The organism is Sphingomonas sanguinis NBRC 13937 (assembly GCF_001591005.1).
GTDB lineage: Bacteria > Pseudomonadota > Alphaproteobacteria > Sphingomonadales > Sphingomonadaceae > Sphingomonas > Sphingomonas sanguinis.
Window position 1 is genome coordinate 16256 of the sequence record NZ_BCTY01000011.1, and the last position, 22427, is coordinate 38682.

General features: G+C 67.7%; 18 protein-coding genes and 1 tRNA gene. 10 read left to right on the plus strand and 9 right to left on the minus strand.

Annotated elements, in window-relative coordinates:
* Positions 1-3: 3 nt before the first annotated feature.
* From SSA01S_RS07185 to SSA01S_RS07205, 5 genes are all read right to left on the minus strand, one after another.
* Complete coding sequence (locus SSA01S_RS07185) at positions 4-621, minus strand: peptidylprolyl isomerase (protein ID WP_061779831.1); 618 nt, start codon at positions 619-621, stop codon at positions 4-6.
* 73 nt (positions 622-694) lie between these two features.
* Positions 695-1669, minus strand: a complete 975-nt coding sequence (locus tag SSA01S_RS07190) for a quinone oxidoreductase family protein (RefSeq protein WP_061779832.1) — start codon at positions 1667-1669, stop codon at positions 695-697.
* A 38-nt stretch (positions 1670-1707) separates the two neighbouring features.
* On the minus strand, positions 1708-5766 hold the full coding sequence (locus SSA01S_RS07195; protein ID WP_061779881.1) for a translocation/assembly module TamB domain-containing protein: 4059 nt from the start codon (positions 5764-5766) through the stop codon (positions 1708-1710).
* A gap of 92 nt (positions 5767-5858) precedes the next feature.
* The gene (locus SSA01S_RS07200) at positions 5859-7865 is read right to left on the minus strand and encodes an autotransporter assembly complex protein TamA (protein WP_061779833.1); all 2007 of its coding nucleotides are present in this window, start codon (positions 7863-7865) and stop codon (positions 5859-5861) included.
* 145 nt (positions 7866-8010) lie between these two features.
* A complete protein-coding gene (locus SSA01S_RS07205; protein ID WP_061779834.1) occupies positions 8011-8241 on the minus strand; it encodes a hypothetical protein in 231 nt (76 codons plus the stop codon).
* Positions 8242-8376: 135 nt separating this feature from the next.
* On the opposite strand from SSA01S_RS07205, the gene SSA01S_RS07210 reads away from it, so the two are divergent.
* Entirely contained in the window at positions 8377-8592 is a 216-nt protein-coding gene (locus SSA01S_RS07210; protein WP_061779835.1) for a hypothetical protein, read from the plus strand.
* Between the two features lie 22 nt (positions 8593-8614).
* Here the strand turns inward: SSA01S_RS07210 and SSA01S_RS07215 are convergent, their stop codons facing one another.
* Positions 8615-9232: a S24 family peptidase gene (locus SSA01S_RS07215; RefSeq protein ID WP_061779836.1), complete on the minus strand. Its 618-nt coding sequence runs from the start codon at positions 9230-9232 to the stop codon at positions 8615-8617.
* Positions 9233-9328: 96 nt separating this feature from the next.
* Between SSA01S_RS07215 and SSA01S_RS19785 the strand changes: the two genes are divergently transcribed.
* From SSA01S_RS19785 to SSA01S_RS07255, 9 genes are all read left to right on the plus strand, one after another.
* A complete protein-coding gene (locus SSA01S_RS19785) occupies positions 9329-9505 on the plus strand; it encodes a hypothetical protein (protein WP_167348896.1) in 177 nt (58 codons plus the stop codon).
* Positions 9502-9879 (plus strand): hypothetical protein, encoded by a 378-nt coding sequence (locus tag SSA01S_RS07220; RefSeq protein WP_061779837.1) that lies wholly within the window; start codon positions 9502-9504, stop codon positions 9877-9879. Before SSA01S_RS19785 ends, SSA01S_RS07220 begins: the two co-directional genes overlap by 4 nt.
* 88 nt (positions 9880-9967) lie before the next feature.
* A complete protein-coding gene (locus tag SSA01S_RS07225) occupies positions 9968-12097 on the plus strand; it encodes a TonB-dependent receptor (protein WP_061779838.1) in 2130 nt (709 codons plus the stop codon).
* A gap of 144 nt (positions 12098-12241) precedes the next feature.
* Positions 12242-12796, plus strand: coding sequence for a (2Fe-2S)-binding protein (locus SSA01S_RS07230; protein WP_061779839.1), 555 nt, complete (start codon positions 12242-12244; stop codon positions 12794-12796).
* Between the two features lie 95 nt (positions 12797-12891).
* Positions 12892-13317 (plus strand): hypothetical protein, encoded by a 426-nt coding sequence (locus SSA01S_RS07235; protein ID WP_156477701.1) that lies wholly within the window; start codon positions 12892-12894, stop codon positions 13315-13317.
* A 143-nt stretch (positions 13318-13460) separates the two neighbouring features.
* Positions 13461-14432 carry an RcnB family protein gene (locus SSA01S_RS07240; protein ID WP_082794979.1) on the plus strand — a complete coding sequence of 324 codons (972 nt, stop codon included), beginning with the start codon at positions 13461-13463 and terminating at the stop codon, positions 14430-14432.
* A 71-nt stretch (positions 14433-14503) separates the two neighbouring features.
* Complete coding sequence (locus SSA01S_RS07245) at positions 14504-15199, plus strand: 2OG-Fe(II) oxygenase (RefSeq protein WP_061779882.1); 696 nt, start codon at positions 14504-14506, stop codon at positions 15197-15199.
* 75 nt (positions 15200-15274) lie between these two features.
* Entirely contained in the window at positions 15275-17029 is a 1755-nt protein-coding gene (recJ, locus tag SSA01S_RS07250; RefSeq protein WP_061779842.1) for a single-stranded-DNA-specific exonuclease RecJ, read from the plus strand.
* A 68-nt stretch (positions 17030-17097) separates the two neighbouring features.
* Positions 17098-17172: transfer RNA gene (locus tag SSA01S_RS07255), tRNA-Glu, on the plus strand.
* Positions 17173-17426: 254 nt separating this feature from the next.
* Here SSA01S_RS07255 and SSA01S_RS07260 read toward each other — a convergent pair.
* From SSA01S_RS07260 to SSA01S_RS07270, 3 genes are read right to left on the minus strand one after another with little or no spacing between them, the layout of a single operon-like run.
* Positions 17427-17771, minus strand: a complete 345-nt coding sequence (locus SSA01S_RS07260; RefSeq protein WP_061779843.1) for a site-specific integrase — start codon at positions 17769-17771, stop codon at positions 17427-17429.
* Between the two features lie 29 nt (positions 17772-17800).
* Positions 17801-19279, minus strand: a complete 1479-nt coding sequence (locus tag SSA01S_RS07265) for an efflux transporter outer membrane subunit (RefSeq protein ID WP_061779844.1) — start codon at positions 19277-19279, stop codon at positions 17801-17803.
* Positions 19279-22425, minus strand: coding sequence for an efflux RND transporter permease subunit (locus SSA01S_RS07270; RefSeq protein WP_061779845.1), 3147 nt, complete (start codon positions 22423-22425; stop codon positions 19279-19281). Before SSA01S_RS07270 ends, SSA01S_RS07265 begins: the two co-directional genes overlap by 1 nt.
* Positions 22426-22427: the final 2 nt, after the last annotated feature.

Genomic DNA, 22427 nt, shown 5'->3' on the forward strand with positions numbered 1-22427 from the left:
ATATCACGAGGTCGCCGCAACCCGTTTGGCCGATAGGATTTTCACGGGCGCGGCCAACATTTCGCCCTTGAACGGTCCCTTGGCGGGATCAGCGGGCTGGTCGAGGATTTGGTGAATCACGTCCATCCCCTCGACGACATGGCCAAAGGCGGCATAGCCCAGATTGTCGCCGGGCTTGGTGGGATCGGCATCGAGCGAGGGCTGGTCGCCGACCATGATGGTGAAGTCGCCGCGCGCCGTGCCCGGAGCCAGCCGGGCGATCGAGATGGTACCGTTCAGGTGCTTGATGCCGGTCTTGGTCGTCGGCTCATGTGCGATCGGAGGCAGGATGCGCTTGGGCTCGTTCTGGATACCGAACTGGACGAAGCCGAAATCGGGCGCGACGCGGACCGAGCGGTAGAAGGTTACGCCGTCCAGCCGATGCTGGTCGACATAGCGCAGGAAATTGGCGGTCGTGATCGGCGCGTGGGTCCGGTCGAGGTCGAGGACCACGGGGCCGAGACTGGTCTGCATCGCGACACGGACCATGACGGGCTTGGGCGCTTCAGTCGTGGCGGGTGCGGGCGGCGCGGCGGGGGCCGCCTGCAGGGCCAGCAGGGCGAGCGGCAGGAGTGCGATCATCGAAGGTCTCCAGGCATGGGGTCGGCGGCAGGATAGCGAAGTGCCGATGGCAGGTGAATCCGTTGTTGCCCGCTCATGGAATCAACACCGTACTCCCCACCGTCTCCCCCGCCTCGATCGCCCGGTGCGCCTCGGCCACATCGGTCAGCGCGAAGCTCTGGCCGATCTCCGGCGTGATCGCGCCCTTTCCAAGCATGGCAAAGACCCGCGCGATCAGGCTGCGCTTCTCCGCCGCCGTCACTGCATAGTCGAACAGGGTCGGCCGGGTGACGAACAACGAGCCCTTGGCCGCCAGGATGCCGAGGTTGACGCCGTCGACCGCGCCCGAGGCATTGCCGAAGCTGACCACCAGCCCACGTCGGGCGGCGCTGCCCAGCGAGGCTTCCCAGGTCGCCTTGCCCACGCCGTCGAGCACCACGGGCACCCCCTGCCCGCCGGTGATCTCGCGCACGCGGGACGCAACATCCTCCTGCCGGTTGAGGATGACATGATCGGCCCCAGCGGCCAGCGCCTTCTCGGCCTTGGCCTCGCTGCCGACACTTGCAATGACGGTCGCGCCGATCGCCTTCAGCCAGCCGACCGCAAGGTGCCCGACACCGCCAGCCGCCGCATGGACCAGCACCGGCCAGCCCGATTCTACCTTCGCGCAATCCTCGATCAGAAATGCCGTCGTCGCGCCCTTCAACAGGATTGCCGCCGCCGTCCGGTCGTCGACATGATCGGGCAGCGGCACGAGCAGATCGGCCGCGACGTTGCGCGCCGTGGCATAGGCCCCGCGCGCCGGACCGAACACGCCCACCCGGTCGCCGACCGCAAAGTCGGTCACGCCCTCGCCCACCGCCTCGACCATGCCCGCCGCTTCGGAGCCCAGCTTGCCCGGCAGGTCGATCGGGTACAGCCCGCTGCGGTGATAGGTGTCGATATAGTTCAGCCCGACCGCATGGTGGCGCATCCGTACCTCACCGGGGCCGGGTGGCGGTAGTTCTTCGTCACGCCACTGGATGACCTCGGGCCCGCCGGTCTTTTCGATGAAGGCGGTCTTTTCCATGCGCCAAACTCCTAACGCGATCCGGGCGGGCCAACGCCTCAATAGTCCTTGGATATCCGCACATTCACATTCTGCCGCCCCAGCGTCGAGATGCTGGAGAGCAGCGACAGCCAGCGCGTCACCTGGAACTCGACCTGGGTCGCGGAATAGCCCTGCCCATCGGTGATGATCTCGGCATAGAAGCGCCGGGTGATATACTTGCCCGCCGCGACCGAGGTGGCGCGCCCGATCTGTACGTCGGCGGGCAGCACGCGCAGGCGGTCGAGCCCCGCCGCGCGCCGCACCGCGTTGATCGGGTTCAGGCCGTTGCCGCCATCCTGCAAAGCGGCGACGGCGGCGGCGAGTTGCAACGCCTCGGGCGCGGACAGGCTGGCGATCGAGGTGCCAAAGAGCAGGCGCGACAGCAGTTCGTCGTTCGGCAGCGCGGGCGTGCTGGAAAAGCCGATTTCGGGTTTCAGCGCGGTGCCGGTCACCCGGATGGTGGCGCTCAGCCCCTGGACATTGGCATTGGCCGCGATGTCGAGCGCGGGGTTGGCTGGCACCTCTCCGCCGAAACGGATGACACCGCGCGCCAGATCGAACTCGCGCCCCGCAAATTCGTAATCGCCGCGGATCAGCGTCGCCTGGCCGGTGATCGCCGGGTTGTCCGGCGTGCCTGCGATCTTCAGGTCGGCCGACCACTCGCTGTTGAGCCCCAGGCCGGAGACGATAAGGCCGTTGGGCGCCTTGGCCACGATCGCCAGCGTCCAGGGTTTGCGCGGAACATCGTCCTCTTCACCGCCGCCGGGAATGTTGATCTCACGGATGTTGAGCTGCGGCATCGCCGTCGCCGCCGTCGCGCGGCCCAGGCGATAGCGGCTGCGGTTGAGCACGACATCGCCCGAGATGGTGCCCCCTGCACCGTCCGAATGGAAGGTCAGCGGTCCGGTCACCGTGGCGCCGATATCGTCGCGCGCGATCATCACCGCGTTGCGCGCGTTGAGGGACAGGTCCAGTGCGACGCCATGTCCGCCCGCAAAGTCGAACTGGCCGGTGCCGGCGACGCGCCCGTCCTTGCCCGCCTGCGCGGTGAACCGGTCGATGACCAGCCGCGATCCGCCGAAGCGGCCGCTGGCCTGTACACCGGTCAGGACGGTGCCGGTCGTCGCGCTCTCGATCCGTGCGCCGACCGCCTTCACCGCGCCGCGAATGACCGGCTGGCTCAGCGATCCGGTGACGTCCGCGCCGATCGCGACCGGGCCGGACAGGTCGAACATCTCGACCCCCGTCAGCCGCCACAACGTGTCGGCGGGCCCGGCATAGCGAAGCTGCGCGATCAGCCGCCCGGCCTGCATCCGGGCCGCCCAGTCGCCCGCGCCGCCCGGCACCAGCAGCGCCTGCGCCCTGCCGATGATCTTTCCACCCGACGCCATCACCGCGCGCACGCCCAGCCGGTCGGCGGACAGCAGGCCCGCCACGCCCATGTCGATCGGCCGCGAATTGAGGACCAGGCCTGCACGCGTCAGCCCGCGAATGGTCAGGTCCGCCTTGCCCGTCGGCGCGCCCGTCCCCTGTCGGATGGTCAGCGTGCCGGTCGCGGTGCCACCCAGTCCCAGGCCCGGATAACCGATATCGAGTACGGTCAGCGGCATTCGCGTCAGGCTGGCCTGCACTTCCGTCCCGTCGGCGTCGAGCCGCCCGGCCAGCTTCGCCTCGCCGCCCGCAAAGCTCAACCGTGTCGGCGCGAGGACCCAGCCGTCACCGTCGCGCGTCACGACCGCAGGCGACAGGAGTTGCAGCGGGCGACGGTCGAGTGTCCCCTGCCCGCTCACGGTAAAGCGACCGGGCGTGACCTGCGTCACCGTCTGGATCGAGAAGGCGCGGCCCCGCGAGCCCGAAATGCCGACCCGTACTTCTCCGGTGCCCCCGCGCAGCCGGGCGGTGCCGGTCATCTGCGCGATGTGGAACGCGCCGTGCCGCAGCCCTTGCGCTTGGGCGGAGCCCTCGACCGACGCCCCCGCCGGGTCGAGCAGCGCCACCATGTCCAGCCGCCCCTGCCGGACGGTGATGGCCGAAATCTGCGCCTGACGCGCGGCCAGATGCGCCTCGATCCGCTGCACCGTGCCGACGGGACGGAACAGCAGCTCGCCCGACAGCCCGCCATCCACGACATCCAGCCGCCCGTCGAAGCCGCCCTGCACCACGGTCAGCGCCCCCGTCGCCCGCGCGCCCGCGACCAGCAAAGGCTGGATCTGGATAACCGCATTCTGCCCGCGTGGTAGCAATATGGCCCCGCTCGCCTGAAACGGGCCCAGCCGCGATCCTCCGGCGGCGCGGAAGGCAAAGCCCTGATCGGTGGGATCGAGATGCGCCTTTACATCGCGGAGGCCCATCGCCGCATTGGGCGAGGCAAGTTGCAGGTCCAGCGTAGGTCGGTCGATCCGCCCGTCCAGCACCATCTGGACCGGGCCATAGCTGCGCTGACGTCCGCCGCCGACAAAATGGAAGGTTCCGTCCCGCCGCCGGATCGCCTCGCCGGTCAGGCGGATATCGGGGCCGGTCAGCACCAGGCGGTGGAAATGGAACACCCCGTCCACGCCCCGCTCCAGATCGGTGGTCAGGTGCGGCAACCCGCCCGCCAGCGAGCGGAGAAAGGCGTTGTCCAGCCGCCGCACCTGCGCCTCGCCCTTGCCGATCACGCGGGTGCCATGCCCGTCGGCACCCGGCACGGCGGTCAGCGTCGAGCGGACGTCAACGATGCCGAGGCCGGGGATCAGATAACGCTGCAACGCGCCGTTCAGCCCGACATCATAGCGTCCGTTGGTCAGGTCGATGCGCAAGTTGAGCTTGCCCGCCAGCTTGTCGGAGCGCAGCGCCAGGCCCTGCCCCAGAATCTCGCGCGGCGTGATGCGCAGGTCGCCCGCGACCGACAGGCTGTGAAGGATGCCGCCCGCTGCCTCGCCCACGCCCGTTACGGCTCGCGCCGTGAAGCGCACCGGCAGCACCCAGGGCCAGCCGCCGGTCAACCGACCCTTACCGCTGGCATGAGCGTCCTCGAACCCCGTCCGGTCGAAGGCGAAGCGGGTCGCGGCGAGCTTATAGTCGAAAGTCGCCCGGCCGAATGCCCCGTCCAGCCGGGTCGCCAGGGTGATCGTCTGGCCGCTCATGTTGAGGAACAGCGCCCCCGGTCGCAACAGGCTGGCATCGACGCGCAGCCCCTCGAACGCGGCCGCGCCCAGGTCGACCACGCCCCGCGCCCGAACCCGCAAGGCGGGCGAGCGCAGGACGAGCGCACCGTTCAGCCGCCGGTCGGCGAAATCGGCCTGTCCGGCGACCACGACACGGGGCGCGGTCAGCCGCTGGAGACGGCCACGCAGCACCAGCGACGGCGCGATGTCGCCCGACAGCGCATAGCGCCCCGAACGCGCCGCCAGCCTCAGCGCGATGGCGCGCCGTCCGGCGATCGCCCCCTGCGCACGCCCGTCCCAACGCGACCAGCGACCCGCGCCGTCGACGGTCAGCGCGACCGGCGCACGCGCGCCGACCATCTTGGCCAGCACGCCCTCCGCGCCACCTTGGGCCCGCACGTCCAGATCGAACCGGTCGCGATCGGGCTGGGCGTCCAGGCGCAAGCGCAGCCGGTCGGTACCCGCGACCACGCCGTCCATCGCCACCAGCGCGCGGCCATCGCGAATATCGGCCTGCCCCTCGACCTTCGCGACCCGCTGTCGCCCCAGCACGGGCGCGGCCAGGATCAGCCGGTCGAGCCGGAGCCGGTCGATCCGGATATCGAAATCGGGCAGGATCGGCCCCTGCTTGCCGGTCCGCCGGGTATGCGGCACATGATAGAGCATCGCCAGCGGCGCTTCGACCCGGCGAATGTCGAGCGTGCCCCGCGTCCAGTTCCACGGCCGCCAGTCGAGCCGCGCCTGCGGCACGCGCACCAGCATCCCGTCCAGATCATAGACGCGTAGATCGACCAGCCGCATGTCCGAATAAAGCGACCCGTCGATCCGCCCTACCGAGAAGCGCAGGCCGGTATCGGTGCGAATGGTCGCGATCCGATCCGCGACCCAGCGATGGCCGATCGAGGTATCGACGATGCCCAGCGCCGCCATGACGATACCGATCAACGCGACCAGCGCGATCGCCACCGCCCGCACCCAGCGGACACGTGGCCGCGCAGGCGGCGGCGGGGCGGCGTCCTCGCTCAAAAGGCCTGTCCCAGCGAGACATAGACCGCGACCCGGCTATCCCCCTTTTGCGGGTTCAGCGGCGTGCCAACGTCCAAGCGGATCGGCCCGAAATTGGAATAGTAACGCACGCCCAGCCCGGTGCCAAAACGCAGGCCCGTCAGGCGCGGCAAGGGCGTGGTGGAGATGTTGCCTGCGTCGAGAAACGGCACGATACCAAAATTGCCGAAGGTCCGCACCCGCGCCTCGATCGAAAACTCGGCCAGGCTGCGCCCGCCGATCGGATCGTTGTTCGCGTCGCGCGGCCCGATCGCCTGGAAACCATAGCCGCGCACCGAAGCGCCGCCGCCCGCATAGAAACGCCGCGACGGTGCGATCTGGTCGCGCGGCGCACCCAAAATCGTGCCCAGCCGCGTCCGCGCCGCCAGCACCACCCGCTCACCGAACGGGTGATAGAGGCTCGCATCGATCTGCGTCCGGGTATAGCCGAACACGCTACCCTGCAGCGACACCTCCGGGCTGAGCCGCCCGCCCAGCCGAAAGCCGCGCGTCGGGTTCAACAGATCGTCCGACCCGTCATAGTTCAAGCTGGTCGGCAAGGCGCCGATGAAGAAGGTCCGCCTGCGGGGCTCACCGGTGCTCTCGATCACGTCGCGCTCGTCCGAGGTCAGCAGTTCGGCGCCCAGCGACCAGGTCCAGGTCTTCTGGAAGAAGATGTTGGTCTGCCGCTCCAGCCCGCCCGACAGCGACAGGGTCTTGGCCTCATAGGCGTCGCGCAGGATATGCGCGGCCGAGAATTGCGCGGTCAGCACCCGGTCGCGGCCCTGGAAATTGTTGCGCCGGAACACGACCGCGCCCAGCTGCTCGCGTGTGCCCAGCACGCTGCGCAGGGTCAGCGCGCCCTCGGGCGGGAAGAGGTTGCGGTCGGTCCAGTTGATCGTCGCGCTCGCGCCCTCGCCGGTGCCGTAACCCAGCTCGCCCGCGATGGTGTGCGGCGGCGCGGGCTCCAGCGCGACGGCGATGTTCACCGTATCGGGCGTATCGCCGGGCACGGGCTTCACATCGACCGACGAGACGAGCCCGGTCTGCACCAGCGCGCGGCGCAAATCGTCGAGCCCGGCGGAATCATAAGGCTGGCCGGGCTGGAACCGGGCGATATCCTGGACGTGCCGGGCATCGAACAGCGTGTCGTTCGCCATGACGATCCGGCCATAGCGGCGCGACGATCCCGGATCGACCGACAGGTCCAGCGTCGCGGTGCGGGCCGCGCGGTCGACCACGATCTGCGGATCGCCGATCTTGGCGAAGGGAAAGCCTTCCTCGCCCACCGCCGCCTTCAGCTTGGCCTCGCCCGCGACAATGGTGTCGGCGTCGACCGGATCGCCCGGGCGAATGCCGAACGCCTTTTCCAGCGGCGCGGCCTTGTCGCCCGCCGCCTGCACGCCCGCCAGCGTCACGCCCGCGAAGCGATAGAGATTGCCCGGCGTCGCCTCCAGCACCACCGTCGGCTGGTCGCCCGGCTCGATCCGGGTCGCGACCTGCGCGTCATAATAGCCCGCGCCGCGCAGCAGGTTGGTGAGCAGTGCCGCATCCTCGCGCGCGCGGCGGTCGAGCTGCGCGGCATTGGCGGGCTCGCCGTCATTATTGTCGAGCGAGGAAAGCTGCTCGAACCGCTGGCGGACCAGCGCACCCGCGCCGTCGATCCCCTCGACCTTCCAGTGATAACGCCGCTCCGCCGCGGCATCGACGGTCGCCGCCATCACGCCAGCCGGATCGCCCGGCGCGGTCGCCAGGTCGGGCCAGGCCACGCCGATCTCCGGCAAGGGGGCCAGCGGCGCGGACGGGTCGAGCATCGTCGGGTCATCGACCTCGGGGGGTGCGCCCGTCGGGACGGTCTGGTTGGTGGGGGCCGTCGGGGTTGCGGTCTGCGCGAGGGCACGACCGGACCAGCCCGTGCCGCCCACCCCCATTGCGATCATCAAGATGGCGGCCGAGCGGCACGGCCGCCCGACGCGGACCATCATGCCGCCATCCCTAGCCGCGCAAAACCGTTCGCGACACCCCCAAGCGCCTTCGTTTGAACAGATTTGCCGAGCCGATGGTCGCGCCGCGACGCCGACGGGCTGGCAGGGTCAGGAAACGCATGGCGTCGCGCGTTTCCCGGCATCCTCAATGGACGGTGCCGAACACCTCTTCGAGCTGCAACAGATCGATCAATCGCTCGATCTGGCGCCAACGGCAGAAATGGATGTGATTGCCGATGTCGCGGCTGCGCCCGGCCCGGATCGCGGCTTCGTCGCCGGCCGCCCCGCCGAAACGCTCGATCATCGCAGACGCCGTCGCCACGTCGCTATCGCTCACGAACGGAGCGACAAAGGTGCCGCCGCGCTGATTAAACATGGATACTCCCGAACCGATCCTTGAACGACTGCGGGACTAGGCCAGGGTTATGAATGGAGCTATTTCAGCGGTGGTTAACGTCCTGTCGACCACGCATGGCTGGTTTCGCGCGGCGCGGCGTGACAGGATGGCGGCATGGCACCCGTCCCCGATCCACGCCCGTCCCAGTCGCATTCTCCCCAGCCGCAGTCCCAGGGGTCGACCGCCCATGCCGGTGGAATCTTCATCGCGCTGGGCGTCGTTATCGGGATCGTCGCCGGGCTGGCGACCGGACAGGTCACCATGGGCGTGCTGATCGGCCTGGCGATCGGCATCGTCGTCGCCCTGCTTCTATGGTGGCGCGGGCGGTAGTCCACGCCGTTCCGAAAAGACCTCAGGCGGGCATCCGCATCTGCCACACCACCCGGCCGATCACCGCAATCGGCCCCTGGGGTAGCGGCGGCGCGGTGGGGTTGTCGCTGGAGGCGGTCAGCCCGTCCGGCCCCGCCTTCACCCGCTTGACCATCAGCACATCCCCGATGCGGATGACGTAGAGACCGCCGCGCGCGGTCGGGCGGACATCGTCCTGGTCCACCACCAGATGATCGCCGTCGAGCAGCCCCGGCGCCATCGAGTCGCCGCGCACCCGGATGACCGATCCCGCCCCCTCACGCAGGCCCAGCCTGCGCGCGAGTTGCCGGTCGATCGCCTCGACGCCCAGCATGACATCGTCATCCACCGTCGCACCCGGCCCCGCAGACGCCGCCACCGCCAGCCGCCGGACCAGCATCGGTCCATCCTCGACCGACGCGCCCAGCCGCGTTTCCGGCACCCCGAAAAACGTCGCCAACTGTCGCCGGTCTCCTTCGGCCAAAACACGTGGCGTGCCCCTGTGCACGAACTGCTGGAGATAGGCGTCGTTGCGGCCGAGCATTCGCGACAGCGCGGCGAGGCTGACCCCCGCCTGCCCCGCGAGCGCCTGAAGCGTCGCCCTGATTTCCGGTCCCGACATGCCCGATGATATAGGCATAGGATTTTTCCTAGACAAGTTGGAAATCAGAACGGATCATGAACATCGGAACAAGAATCGGACTTTGGGAGAACGTCCATGGAATTGCTGGGGTTGATCGAACGCTATCTGAAACGCAGCCATATGCCCGAGACGAAATTCGGGCGGCTGGCGGTCAATGATCCCCGCCTGGTCAGCGACCTGCGCAAGGGCCGCGAACCGGGCGCGCTGATGATCGCACGGGTCTCTGCCTTTATCGCGGAGCAGCGCGCATGACCGCGCATGCCCGGATCCCTTGCGCGAGTCCTGTCACCATCGACCGATCGTACCCGGTATGGCGCCGCCATCGCCCGGCCGATCGCGGCCAGCGGCTGGCCTGCGCGCTGACGAGCGACGCGGGCCGTGCGGGCTGCGCGGTCACGCTGGCCGTGGCGAGCGTCGAGCCCTGGTCCTCGGCGACGTTCAGCGGGTCGGTCATCACGCTGATCCTGACCGCGCCGCCGACCTCCGCATTGTCGGCATGGCTGGCTGCCCTGCCAGAGCGCGACGTGCCACTGGGACGCGACATCGTCGCCGACCTGGCGGTCGAACCGCTGGATAGCGGATGGCGATTGCGCGCGCTCCTTTGCCTGGATGCGGCGAATGGATGACGAAAACGCCACCAAACCGTCATTTTCTACTTGATATGTTGTATCACCACGCTACGCAGCAGGGCTTCTTTCATCGGGAGCCCTGTTCGTGTTCAAGCCCGTTTTGCTGTCCGGCCTGTCGGCCACCGCGCTTGCCAGCCTGCTTGCCGCCCCCGCCACCGCCCAGACCAATGCCCCCTCCGCCAACCGTGGCCGCGAGATCGTCGTGACCGCGCCCGTGCGGCAGTCGGAAACTGATGTGCTGGCGGGCACCTCGATCGTGACGGGTGACGAGCTGGAGCGCTCGATCCGCCCGACCATCGGCGAGACGCTGGCCCGCCAGCCGGGTGTGTCGGCGACGTCCTTCGGCCCGAACGCCTCGCGCCCGGTACTGCGCGGCTTCCAGGGCGAGCGTATCCGCGTGCTGTCCGACGGCATCGGTTCGATCGACGTGTCGAACACCAGCGTCGACCATGCCGTGGTCATCAACCCACTGCTCGCCGAGCGGGTCGAGGTGCTGCGTGGCCCCTCCGCGCTGCTGTTCGGATCGTCGGCGGTCGGCGGCGTGGTCAATGTCATCGACACGCGTATCCCGCGCTCGGTCCCCGAGAAGGGCTATCGCCTGTCGGGCATGGCCTCCTACGGCTCGGCCGCGAACGAGCGTTCGGTGGCGGGTGCGACGGACGTCGCGGTCGGCAAGCAGTTCGTGCTGCACGCCGATGGATCGTATCTGAAGACTGACGACCTGAAGATCGGCGGCTATGTCCTGTCGCCGCGCGCCCGTGCCGAAGCGCAAGCATCGGCGGCGCAGGCCCCGAACGATCCGCTCGATTTCGGTGCCATCGCGAACCTTCGCGGTCGCCTGCCCAACACCGCCAGCGAGACCTGGACGGCGGGCGTTGGCGGTGCGCTGATCACCGACACGGGCTCGTTGGGCATCGCCTATAGCCATTATGACAGCCTGTACGGCGTGCCGGTCCGCTACACCCTGACGCCGGGCGGCGAGGAGCCGGAAGCGCCGCGCCTCAGCCTGGTCCAGAACCGACTCGACCTGCGCGGTGAGATCGAGACGGGCGGCGGCTTCCTCGACCGCATCCGCCTGCGCGCCGGGGCAGCCGAGTATCGCCATTTCGAGCTGGAGGAAAATGGCGACGTCGGCACGGCCTTCTACAACAAGGGCATCGAAAGCCGCCTGGAGCTGATCCAGGCCAATCACGGCGGCTGGCAGGGGGCCTCAGGCGTCCAGTTCTTCAACCGCGACTTCGACGTGCGCGGCGATGAGGCGTTCCTGCCGCGCAACAACACCGCGCAGATCGGCCTGTTCACCCTGCAGCAGCTGGATCGCGGTGCGTTCAAGATGGAGGCGGGTGCCCGTTACGAGCATACCTCGCTGACCGCACGTACGGCAGTCAGCGACGACCGCTTCTTCCGGGGCCAGCGCAGCTTCGACGCCTTTTCGGGCTCGATCGGCGCCAGCTATGGCTTCGCGCCCGACTGGCGGGCGGGCCTGAACCTGTCGCGCACTGAACGCGCGCCCTCGGCCGAAGAGCTGTTCGCCAACGGCCCGCACGCCGGGACGGAAGCCTATGAGCTGGGCAACCCCAACTTCAAGAAGGAAGCCAGCTGGGGCATCGAGGCGACCGTGCACGGGCATGGCGACGGCTACAGCTTCGACGCCTCTGCCTATTACAACCGCTTCTCCAACTATATCTATGACGCGCTGGTCCAGCAGGGTCCGTGCGAGGCCGCCGCGGCCCCCTCTGGTCGCGAGGTCGACCTGCCCTGTTTCACCTATAGCCAAGCCGATGCCCGCTATTACGGCATCGAGGCGGAGGGTTCGCTGCGCCTCGCGACGATCGGGAAATATGCGATCAATGCCGACCTGCTGGGCGATTACGTCCATGCCCAGATCATCGGCACCGGCCCCGCGCCGCGCATCCCGCCGCTGCGCCTGCTCGGCGGGCTGGAAGCGCAGTCCGACATGGTGAATGCGCGCGTCGAGGTAGAGCGCAGCTTCAAGCAGACCCGCGTGCTGGGCCTTGAGACGCCGACCGACGGCTTCACCCTGGTCAACGCCTCGGTGCAGCTCAAGCCGTGGGGCACGCTGAACCCGACGACGCTGACCCTGTCGGCCAACAACATCTTCGACGTCGATGCGCGCCGCCATGCCAGCGTGCTGAAGGATTTCGCTCCGCTCAGCGGACGCGACCTGCGCGCGACGCTCAGCTTCAAGCTCTGACGCCCCCTCGAGCGTTGAGACCTCAGGCCCTTCCCGCTTCGGCGGGAGGGGCTTTTTTTGCGGCATCGCCGGTGAGGGCGCTCGACCGCACCAATGCCGGGTCGGTAGCCCGCCGCCCCCGCATCGGCTAAGCCCTTCCTTCCGATGACCAGCTTGACCGTCAACAACCAACCCGTCCGCTATCGCCTGCCCCGGGACACGCCCCTGCTCTGGGCGCTACGCGATGCGTCGAACCTGACCGGCACCAAATATGGCTGCGGCACGGGCGATTGCGGCGCGTGCACGGTCGATATCGATGGCCGTGCGGTGCGCAGCTGCCAAGTGCCGATCGGCCGGATCGAGGGCAGCGTGGTCACCACGATCGAGGGGCTGTCCCGCGACCGCTCGCACCCCGTCCAACAGGCCTTTCTGGCCGCCAATGTCGGCCAGTGCGGTTACTGCATCCCCGGCATGGTGATGGCCGCCGCCGCGCTGATCCACCGCAATCCCGATCCGTCCGAAGAGCTGATCCGGGCGAGCATCACCAATTTGTGCCGCTGCGGCATCTATCCCCGCCTGATCGAGGCGATTCAGCATGCCGCCCGCGCCGCGCGGGGCGAGGAAACCATCCCGGCCGCCCCCCTGCCCGGCACCGAACCGGCAGACGCGGCGCGCGCGGTGCCTGCCCTGGTTCCGGGGGCGATGCCACAAGAGCCATGACACCGCCCGCTCCGCGAAAAGCCAGTCTTAACGGGATGTCCATGCGAGCCTGTTAGCGTCCCGCCGCGAACAGAAGGATGGGAGGCCGAAGCACGGTGCGGAAACGGATCGAGAAGCTCATCGAACAGCATCGCGACGTCAGGTCCGCCGCCGCCCGCCTTACCGCCCTGTTCGACCTGCCTTATCAGGACGCCGAACCGCATCTCTATGCCGCACGGGCCGATATCGGCCGCCGGGTCATGCGCTGCCTGAAATTTCAGGACGAGGTGGTTCTGGCACCGCTGCACGAGCGCGGCTTGCTATCCCGCATTCCCTGCAGCGCGTCGATCGAATCGCGAACCCGCGAGCTCCGGCTGCTCTACTCCGCCCATATCGTCGATTGGACGGCGGGTGCGATCGCCAAGGACTGGCCGGGCTATATCGCGTCCGCGAAGCGGTTGAACGTGCTTCTCCACGAACTCACCGCCTTGAAGGAGACGCAACTATATCCCGAGGCGATCCGATTGCTGGACCGAGCTTGACGGGCCTTGCCACCCTTGCCGCTTTTCATGCCAATTCTTTCACGATGCTGACAGGTGGGTTCAGCAACCGCTCAACGCTGAGGTGGCAGGGTTCATCCCATGATCGGGCTCGGCTCGTGCGCCGACACATGGGGTAAGGCAAGATGAACAGGCGTTGGATGGCGGCTCTGCTGGCGGCGACGACGATGGTGGCGGGCGTGAGCCCGGCGATAGTCCGCGCGCAGGACCTGCGGATGAACGAAGGCCCGCGCGGTGGCCCCGGCGGTGGTCCGCAGCGCGGTGGACCGGGCGGCCCGGCCGGTCGCGTCGAACGCAGCGAGGGGCGACCGATCTTCAACGATCGCGCGGCTTTCCCGGAGAATCGGCCCGCCTTCCGCCCGGACCATCCCGAGGCACCGCGTCCGCCCGCCCCCCAGCGAGCTCCCGAACCGGGCCCTCGCAATGATCGCTGGCGCGACCGGCCAGAGCCGTCCCCCGCTCCCCTGCCGGGCGAGGAACGCGCATGGGGCAATCGCGGCGGCGGCTGGCGCGACCGGCCGCAACCAGGCCCTCAGCCCGCGCCGATGCCGCGCCCCGATCCGGTCGGTCCAAGCGGCGTCCGGGTCGATCGGCCAGGCCACGGTCCCGGTGACTGGCGGAACGACCGCCGTGCGCAGTGGCAGGAGCAGCAGCGCCGCGACGACCGCTGGCGCGACGACGAACGACGCCAGCGCGAGGACCGCGATCGGTGGCGGCGCAACTATGGCGACTGGCGCGACCATAATGACCAGTCCTATGGCTTTGCCGAGCGGCGCGCCTGGGCCGATCAGTGGAATCGCGGCTGGCGGCGTGACCGGCGCTATGACTGGCTGGGCTGGCGCTCGCTGAACCGGGGCGCCTATCACCTGCCCCGCTATTACGCCCCCTATGGCGGCTATGGCTATCAGCGCTTCTCCAGCGGCGTGATTCTGGAGCCGATGTTCTTCGACCAGAATTACTGGCTGGGCGATCCCTATGCCTATCGCCTGCCGCCCGCCTACGGTTCGTATCGCTGGGTACGCTATTATAATGACGCGATCCTGGTCGACCTGCGCAGCGGGCTGGTCGTCGACGTGGTGTACGACATCTTCTGGTGATGCGGGCGGGAGGGAGCGCGGCGGCTCCCTCCCCCCTTGTCTTTATGGCACGGGCGTCGCAAATCGAGGGCATGTCGTTCTTCTCGAGGAAGCCGAAGGGCAACCCCGCCACCTCCCCCGTCCGCGCGCGCTTCGGCGTCACCGTCGCGCAAGCGCTCGACGCGAATTCCGCCGTCACCCGCGTGACGACCGATACGGCGCAAATCTACTATCAGGCGGACTTCCTGACCGGGGGCCAGTGCGACAAGCTGATGGCGATGATCGACGCCAACCGCCGCCCGTCCACCCTGTTGTCGGACCGGCCGGACTATGGCTTTCGCACGTCGGAGAGCTGCGACATGGCGCGCTGGTCCCCCGATGTGCAGCCTATCGACGAATCGATCGCCGCGCTGCTCGGCATCGCCCCCGAACAGGGCGAGACGATGCAGGGCCAGCGTTATGCCCCCGGCCAGCAGTTCCGCGCCCATCACGACTATTTCCATGAGAGCGAAAGCTATTGGGAAAAGGTGCGCGTCCATGGCGGACAGCGGACCTGGACCGCGATGATCTACCTCAACGATGTGGCCGAAGGCGGCGCGACCTGGTTCCCGCAGGCGGGCATCCGGGTCGCCCCGCGCCGCGGCCTGCTGCTCGCCTGGAACAATATGAAGCTCGACGGCAGCCCGAACGAGATGACCCTGCACGAAGGGATGCCGGTGGTCGAGGGCACCAAATATGTCATCACCAAATGGTTTCGCGAGGGCAACTGGGTCAACCACGCGAGCTAACCGCCCGCTCTTGTCGCGACTCCCGCGCCCGTGGCATGGCGTTCGCGTGACGTTCTCTTCCCCGATGATCCGCCCATGACCGATGTTCTTGGCATCGCCCAGTCGATCCTGGGCCAACCCTGGCGCTGGCGGGCGCTGGCCGCCGATGCGCGCGACGGCCTGGGCCATGACGATCTGGTCGCGCAGCTGCTGCTCGCGCGCGGCTGTCCGCCCGATGCGGTCGAGGCGCACCGCGCGCCCTCGATCCGGGGCTTCATGCCCGATCCCTCGATCTTCCGCGATATGGACCGCGCCGCCACCCGCCTGGCCGACGCCGTGATCGCGGGTGAGGCGGTGGCGATCTTCGGCGATTACGATGTCGACGGCGCGACCTCGGCCGCGTTGATGGTTCGCCTGCTCCGCGACCTGGGCCTGAACCCCCGCCCCTATATTCCCGACCGCATGACCGAGGGTTACGGCCCGACCGAGGGAGCTCTGCTCCTGCTCCAGGCCGAGGGCGCGAACCTGATCGTCACCGTCGATTGCGGCGCGCAGGCCTTCGAGCCGCTGGCGGCGGCGCAAGGCGCAGGGATCGAGGTCCTGGTCGTCGACCACCACAAATGCGCGACCGAACTGCCCCGCGCCCATGCCGTGGTGAACCCCAACCGGCTGGACGAGACGGAAGGTGCCGCGCACGGCCATCTGGCGGCGGTCGGCGTCTGTTTCCTGCTCGGTGCCGCGCTCATACGCACGCTGCGCACGCGCGGTTTCTTTGCGGACCGGGCCGAACCCCGTCTGCTCGACCTGCTCGACCTGGTGGCGCTCGGCACCGTCGCCGACGTGGCACCCCTGAAGGGCCTGAACCGCGCCTTCGTGGCCCAGGGCCTGAAGGTCATGGCGCAGCGGCGCAATATCGGCCTGTCCGCCCTGGCCGAGGCCGCGCGCCTGACCCGCGCCCCGACCTGCTCCGACCTCGGCTTCGCGCTGGGGCCGCGCATCAATGCGGGCGGCCGCGTCGGGCGCGCCGATCTGGGCGTCCGGTTGCTCACCACCGACGATCCGGCCGAAGCCCGCGCCATCGCCGAGGAGCTGAACCATTTCAACGACGAACGTCGCGCCATCGAAGCGGGCGTACAGGCGACAGCGGAAACCACCGTCGACCGCAGCCGCCAGGTCGCGGTCGTCTCGGGCGAAGGCTGGCATCCCGGCGTCATCGGCATCGTCGCCGGACGACTGAAGGAAAAGCTCGACCGCCCCGCCATCGTCATCGCAGTCGACGAACATGGGCTGGGCAAGGGCTCGGGCCGCTCGATCGCGGGTGTCGACCTGGGCGCGGCGATCCTGGCCGCCAAGGAGCATGGTCTGCTGATCGCGGGCGGCGGCCATGCCATGGCGGCGGGCCTGACGGTCGAGGCGCACCGCATCACCGAACTCGCCGATTTCTTGGAGGAGCGGCTGGCCGACGCCGTTGTCCGCGCCAGCGCCGGTCGCGCGCTGCTGGTCGATGCCGTCCTCGCCCCCGGCGGTGTGAACCCCGCCCTGGTCGGTGCGATGGACGCCGGCGGCCCGTACGGCATGGGCTGGCCCGCCCCGCGTATCGCCGCCGGGCCGTTTCGCGTCATCCGCGCCGATCTGGTCGGCACCCATCATGTCCGCGCGATCGTCGCGGGCGCGGACGGGCGCAGCCTGAAGGCTATGGCCTTCCGCCAGGCCGACACGGCCCTGGGCCAGGCGCTGCTGGGCGCCGGGAGCACCCGCCGTCTATGGCTGGCGGGCCGCGCCAAAGTGGACGACTGGTCCGGCCGCGACGTCGCCGAACTCCATGTCGAAGACGCCGCCTGGGCCGATTGAAACACGAATGAAAAAAGCCCTTGACCCCATCCACCCCCTCCCTTAGAGGCCCCTCCACGCCACCCGATGGCCCCTTCGTCTAGCGGTTAGGACGCGGCCCTTTCACGGCTGAAACACGGGTTCGATTCCCGTAGGGGTCACCATTGGTGGAAATCAGCCATTCTCGGCTGTCGCATTAGCGATTTTTACCCCCGACAAACCTATGACTTTGCCTCCGGTCGGCCGCGCCACGGGCGACTATGAGCGCGCGCGTGCGCTTACCATAGTGGCGGACGATCTCGGGCGACATGCCCAAGATTGAGCCAACTTCACTATCGTTCAGCCCCGTCTCGAGCAGGTAGCAACAGGCGTTCTTGCGCAGGCCATGGAACGTGAAGGTTGCGCCCTCCTTAATCGTCTAGCGCGCGATCAGATCCTCCAGCACTTCGCGTACCGGTTCCTTGTCCATCAGCTTGCGCAAGCGCTCTTGAATGGCGGCGGTCGTCTTGAACGGCGCGCCGGTGCGCTCATACAGTAGCGTCACGGACTTTTTCGGCAGTTTGGCCAGTTCCTCAATCCATAAAAAGTGCATCGGCACCGCCACGTCCTTCGTCACGCCGCCCTTGCGAATCTTTTCCTGGGTGAATTCCATGATCCCGGCCGTGATCCAGCCATATTGCATGCGAATGCAATCGCCGATCCGCTGTCCGGAGCAAAGCTCGGTGATGATTGCCAGCCTGGTCATCGGCGTCGCCTCGTCCAAGCAAATGCGGAGCAGGTCGACCGGCCAACTTAACTTCGTGCCCGCGTAACCGGCAGCAGCTCATGATAGCCCCTTCCCTGCCAGCCACCACCCAGCGCCTGGTAGAGAAGCACGCTGTCGGTCAGGCGTTGGGCACGCGACTGGACCAGGGCGCTCTGCGTACCCAGCCAGGCCGCTTGTAGATTGAGCGTCGCCGCGCCGCTGAGCTGACCGAGCCGGGCCTGCGCCTGGGCGATGTCGAGCGCGCGGCGTGCCGCCGCATCCGCCTGCACCGCCGCACGCAGTCCTTGCGCATCGGCGGACACACTTTGAAGCACGTCGGCGACATTCTGCATCGCCGACAGCACGGTCGACCTATATTGTGCCTTGGCCTGGTCCAGTGTCGCTTCGGCCGCGCGTTGACGCTTGAGGAGCGTACCCCCCTCGAAGATCGGCTGGAGCAACCCGCCGGTCAGCGACCAGAAGGGATTACCGTTGCGAAAAAGCGTCGAGAGCCCTGTCGACGTGCCGCCCGCCGTGCCGTTGATCGAGAAACTCGGCAGCCGCGCCGCAATGGCGACCCCGACCTGAGCCGATGCGTAATGGAGATTCGCCTCGGCCGCACGGATGTCCGGGCGCTGCGCGACCAGTTCGGACGGCAGTGAGACGGGCAGTTCGGCGGGCAGATGCAACGTATCGAGATCGGGCGCGACGAAATGCTCGGCCGGATACCGACCGGTCAACACGGCCAGAAAGTCGCGCGCCTGCGCCTGTTGCTTGGCCAGGCTCGGCAAGGTCGCCTCTGCCTGCGACAGCGCGAGTTGTGCCGCCGCCACATCTGCGCCGCTTGCCGCGCCCAGCTTCCACTGCGTCTGTACGATGTCGCGATAGCGGCGATCTGCGGCGATCACGTCCTGCGTCATCGCGATCTGGCGGTCGAGGCTGGCGAGCGCGATCGCGGTATTGGCGACATTGGTCGTGACCGTCAGGAACGCCGCCTCTGTCTGGAAGCGCTGGGCCTCGGCCTGTGCTTTTACACCTTCCACCCCGCGCCGGATGCCGCCGAACAGATCGGGCGTGTAGCTGGCGGTGGCGCCGAGTGTGTAGAGGGTGAAGATGTCCGAATTGTCGTTCAGCGGCGATTGCAAGACATTGGAGTTCTTCTGCCGCTCGACCTGACCATTGGCCGAAACGCTGGGGAACAGGCCGCCGCGCTGCGCCAGGTAGGTCTGCCGCGCCGCGCGGAGCGCCGCCTTGGCGCTCTCCACGTCGGGGTTATGGGCGAGGGCGTCCGCCTCCAGCGCATCGAGCGCTGGCGAGCCGAACTGTATCCACCAGCGATAGGAGACGGCGCCGCCCCAGCGAAACCGCTGCACCTCACCCCCCGCGACCGATGCGCCATCGATCTGTATGGGCAACGCGGTCGGTGTGTAGCCGGTTGCGCTCGGCGGGGCGGGGGTGCGGAAATCGGGGCCGACCGCACAGCCGCCTAGCAGCAGCGCGAACGTCAGGCAGGCTTTGCGGCGCATCAGTTCGCCTCCTCCGCATCATCGTCTTCGAGGAAGGGGTCAGACCGTCCGGCGGGCGAGAACATCTCGATCAGGACCGGCAGCACCAGCAGGATCAACGCAGGCGCAAGCAGGATGCCGCCGACCACCACCAGTGCCAATGGCCGTTGAACCTGCGCGCCGATCGCGGTGGACATGGCAGCGGGCAGCAGGCCGAGGCAGGCCGCCAGACAGGTCATGAGGACCGGCCGCAACCGCGTCTCCGCTGCCTGAACCAGTGCCTCGCTCCGCTCAATCCCGCGTCCGACCAGTTCGTGGAAGTAGGAGAGCACGATCACCCCCTCCATCGCCGCGATACCGAACAACGCGATGAAGCCGATCGCCGCGGACACGCTGAACGGCGTACCCGTCAGGGCCAAGGCGAAGATACCGCCGATAACGGTCATCGGCAGGACGCTCGACACCAGCAGCGTTTCGGTGATCGAGGAGAAGTGGAGGAACAGCAGGAGCCCGATCAGGACCAGCGTGATCGGCACGATGACCTCCAGCCGGTCGAGCGCGGCCTGAAGGTCGCCAAACTCGCCCACCCATTCCAAATGCTGACCATCGCCAAGCTTCACCTGGGTCGCAACCGCCTTTTGCGCGTCGGCGACCGCGCCGCCCAGATCGCGTCCCCGCACGCTGAACTTGATCGGGATGTAGCGGGTCTGCTGCTCGCGGTAGATGAAGGACGGGCCGGAGATCAGCTTGACGGTGGCGACATCCGCCAGCGGCACCTGCGTCGTGCCGCCCGCCGCATTGCTGACCCCGATCGGAATCGCACGCAGGTCATCGAGTGTTGCGCGTTGCGCGGTATTCAGACGAACCATGATCGGGAAGTTCCGGTCGCTGCCCTTCTCGTAGAGATTGCCCGCCGCCTGGCCGCCGATCGCCGCTTGCACCACGGCGTTGACGTCGCCCGGCGCCAGCCCGTATCGCGCCGCCTTTTCGCGATCGACATCGATCCTGACCGTCGGCTGGCCCAGCGAGTTGAAGATCGACAGGTCGGTGATGCCCGGCACCTTCGCCATCGCCGCCTTTACCGCCTCGGCGGTGCGTTGCAGGCTTTCCAGGTCGTTGCCGTAGAGCTTGACCGAATTCTCGCCCTTCACGCCCGAGGCGGCCTCCTCGACATTGTCCTCGATATATTGCGAGAAGTTGAAGTCGACCCCGGCGAAGCTCGCCGCCAACTTGCGGTTCATGTCGTCGGTCAGCGTCTCCTTGGTCATGCCACTCGGCCATTCGCTGCGCGGTTTGAGCGGCACGAAGAATTCGGTGTTGAAGAATCCCGTGGCATCTGTGCCGTCATCGGGGCGACCATGTTGCGAGATGACGGTCGCGACTTCCGGGTAACTGGCGAGGATACGCCGCATATGATTCACATAGTCGTCGCCCGCCGCCAACGAGACCGATTGCGGCATGGTCGCGCGAATCCAGAGATTGCCCTCCTCCAGATGCGGCAGGAACTCCAGGCCCAGGCCATGCGCGGCCACGATCGCGAGCAGGAACAGCGCACCCGCGATGGTCAGCGTGATCGCCCGCGCCCGCAGCGCCAGATGCAGCAGCGGATGATAGACCGAGTGCAGCCAGCGCACGATCGCTGTCTCCCGCTCCTCTAGGTCCAGGCCGAGCAGGATCGCCGACAGGGCGGGTGAAACGGTGAAGGTCGCGACCAGTCCACCCGCGATCGCATAGGCATAGGTGCGCGCCATCGGTCCGAAGATGTGCCCCTCGATCCCCGTCAGGGTGAACAGCGGCAGGAACGACATGATGATGATCGCCGCCGAGAAGAAAATGGCGCGGTTCACCTCACCGCTCGCCTCTGCGATGACCGCGATCTTGCGCGCCATCAGCTTGTCCTTGCGCAATTTGACGTTGGGCGCCTCGGACAAGTGGCGGAAGATATTCTCGACCATGATGACGGTCGCATCGACGATCAGGCCGAAGTCGATCGCACCAACCGACAACAGGTTGGCGGACTCGCCGCGCGCGACCAGGATCATGACGGCGGTGAACAGCGCGAAGGGGATGGTCGCGGCGACCACGATCGCGCTGCGCAGATTGCCGAGGAATATCCACTGGATCAGGAAGATCAGGATCACCCCGAACAGCAGATTGTGCATGACCGTGTGGGTGGTCAGGTCGATCAGCTGGCTGCGATCATAGATGCGCTCGATATGGACGCCAGGCGGCAGGATGTTGGAGTTGTTGATCTTCTGCACTTCCGCTTCGACGGCGGCGATGGTGGGTGAGCTTTTCTCGCCGCGATGCATCAGAACGATGCCCTCGACGATATCATTGTCCTGATCCTGGCCCGCGATGCCCAGGCGCGGCAGATGGCCGACCTCGACCTTTGCGACGTCGCGCACGAAAACGGGTGCGCCGTTGACCGTCTTCAGGAAGGTGTTGCGGATCTGGTCGGGGGACTGGATCAGGCCGACGCCGCGCACGATCGCGGCCTTGGGCCCCAGGTCGATCGTCTGGCCGCCGACATTGATATTGGCGTTGTTCAGTGCCTGGAGCACCTGGCCCAGCGTCAGGCCATTGGCCATGAGCGCCTGCTTGTCGAGCGCGACATCATAGGTCTTGGTCTTGCCGCCCCAGCCGGACACGTCGATGACACCCGGCACCGCCTTGAACCGGCGCTCCAGCATCCAGTCCTCGATCGTCTTCAGGTCGGTCACCGAATAGCCGGGCGGGCCGACCACGCGGTAGCGATAGATTTCACCGATCGGGCTTTCGGGCGACAGCTGCGGCTGCACCCCGCCGGGCAGCGGCGACAGCTGGCTCAGCTTGTTGATGACCCGCTGCTCGGCCTCTTCATAGCTATAGTCGTAGGTGAACTGTACCTTCACGTCGGACAAACCGAACAGCGAGATGGTGCGCACCGTCTTCACATGCGGAATGCCCGCCAGCTGGATCTCGATCGGGATGGTGATGTTGCGCTCGATCTCCTCGGCCGACTGACCCGGATATTGGGTGATGATGTCGACCAGCGGCGGAACGGGATCGGGATAGGCCTCGATATTCAGGCGGCTGAAGGCGAAGCCCCCCGTCCCCAGCATGATGACGAGGAAGAGCAGGACGAGCCAGCGGCGCTTCAGCGCGAATTGGACGACGGCACCCATCG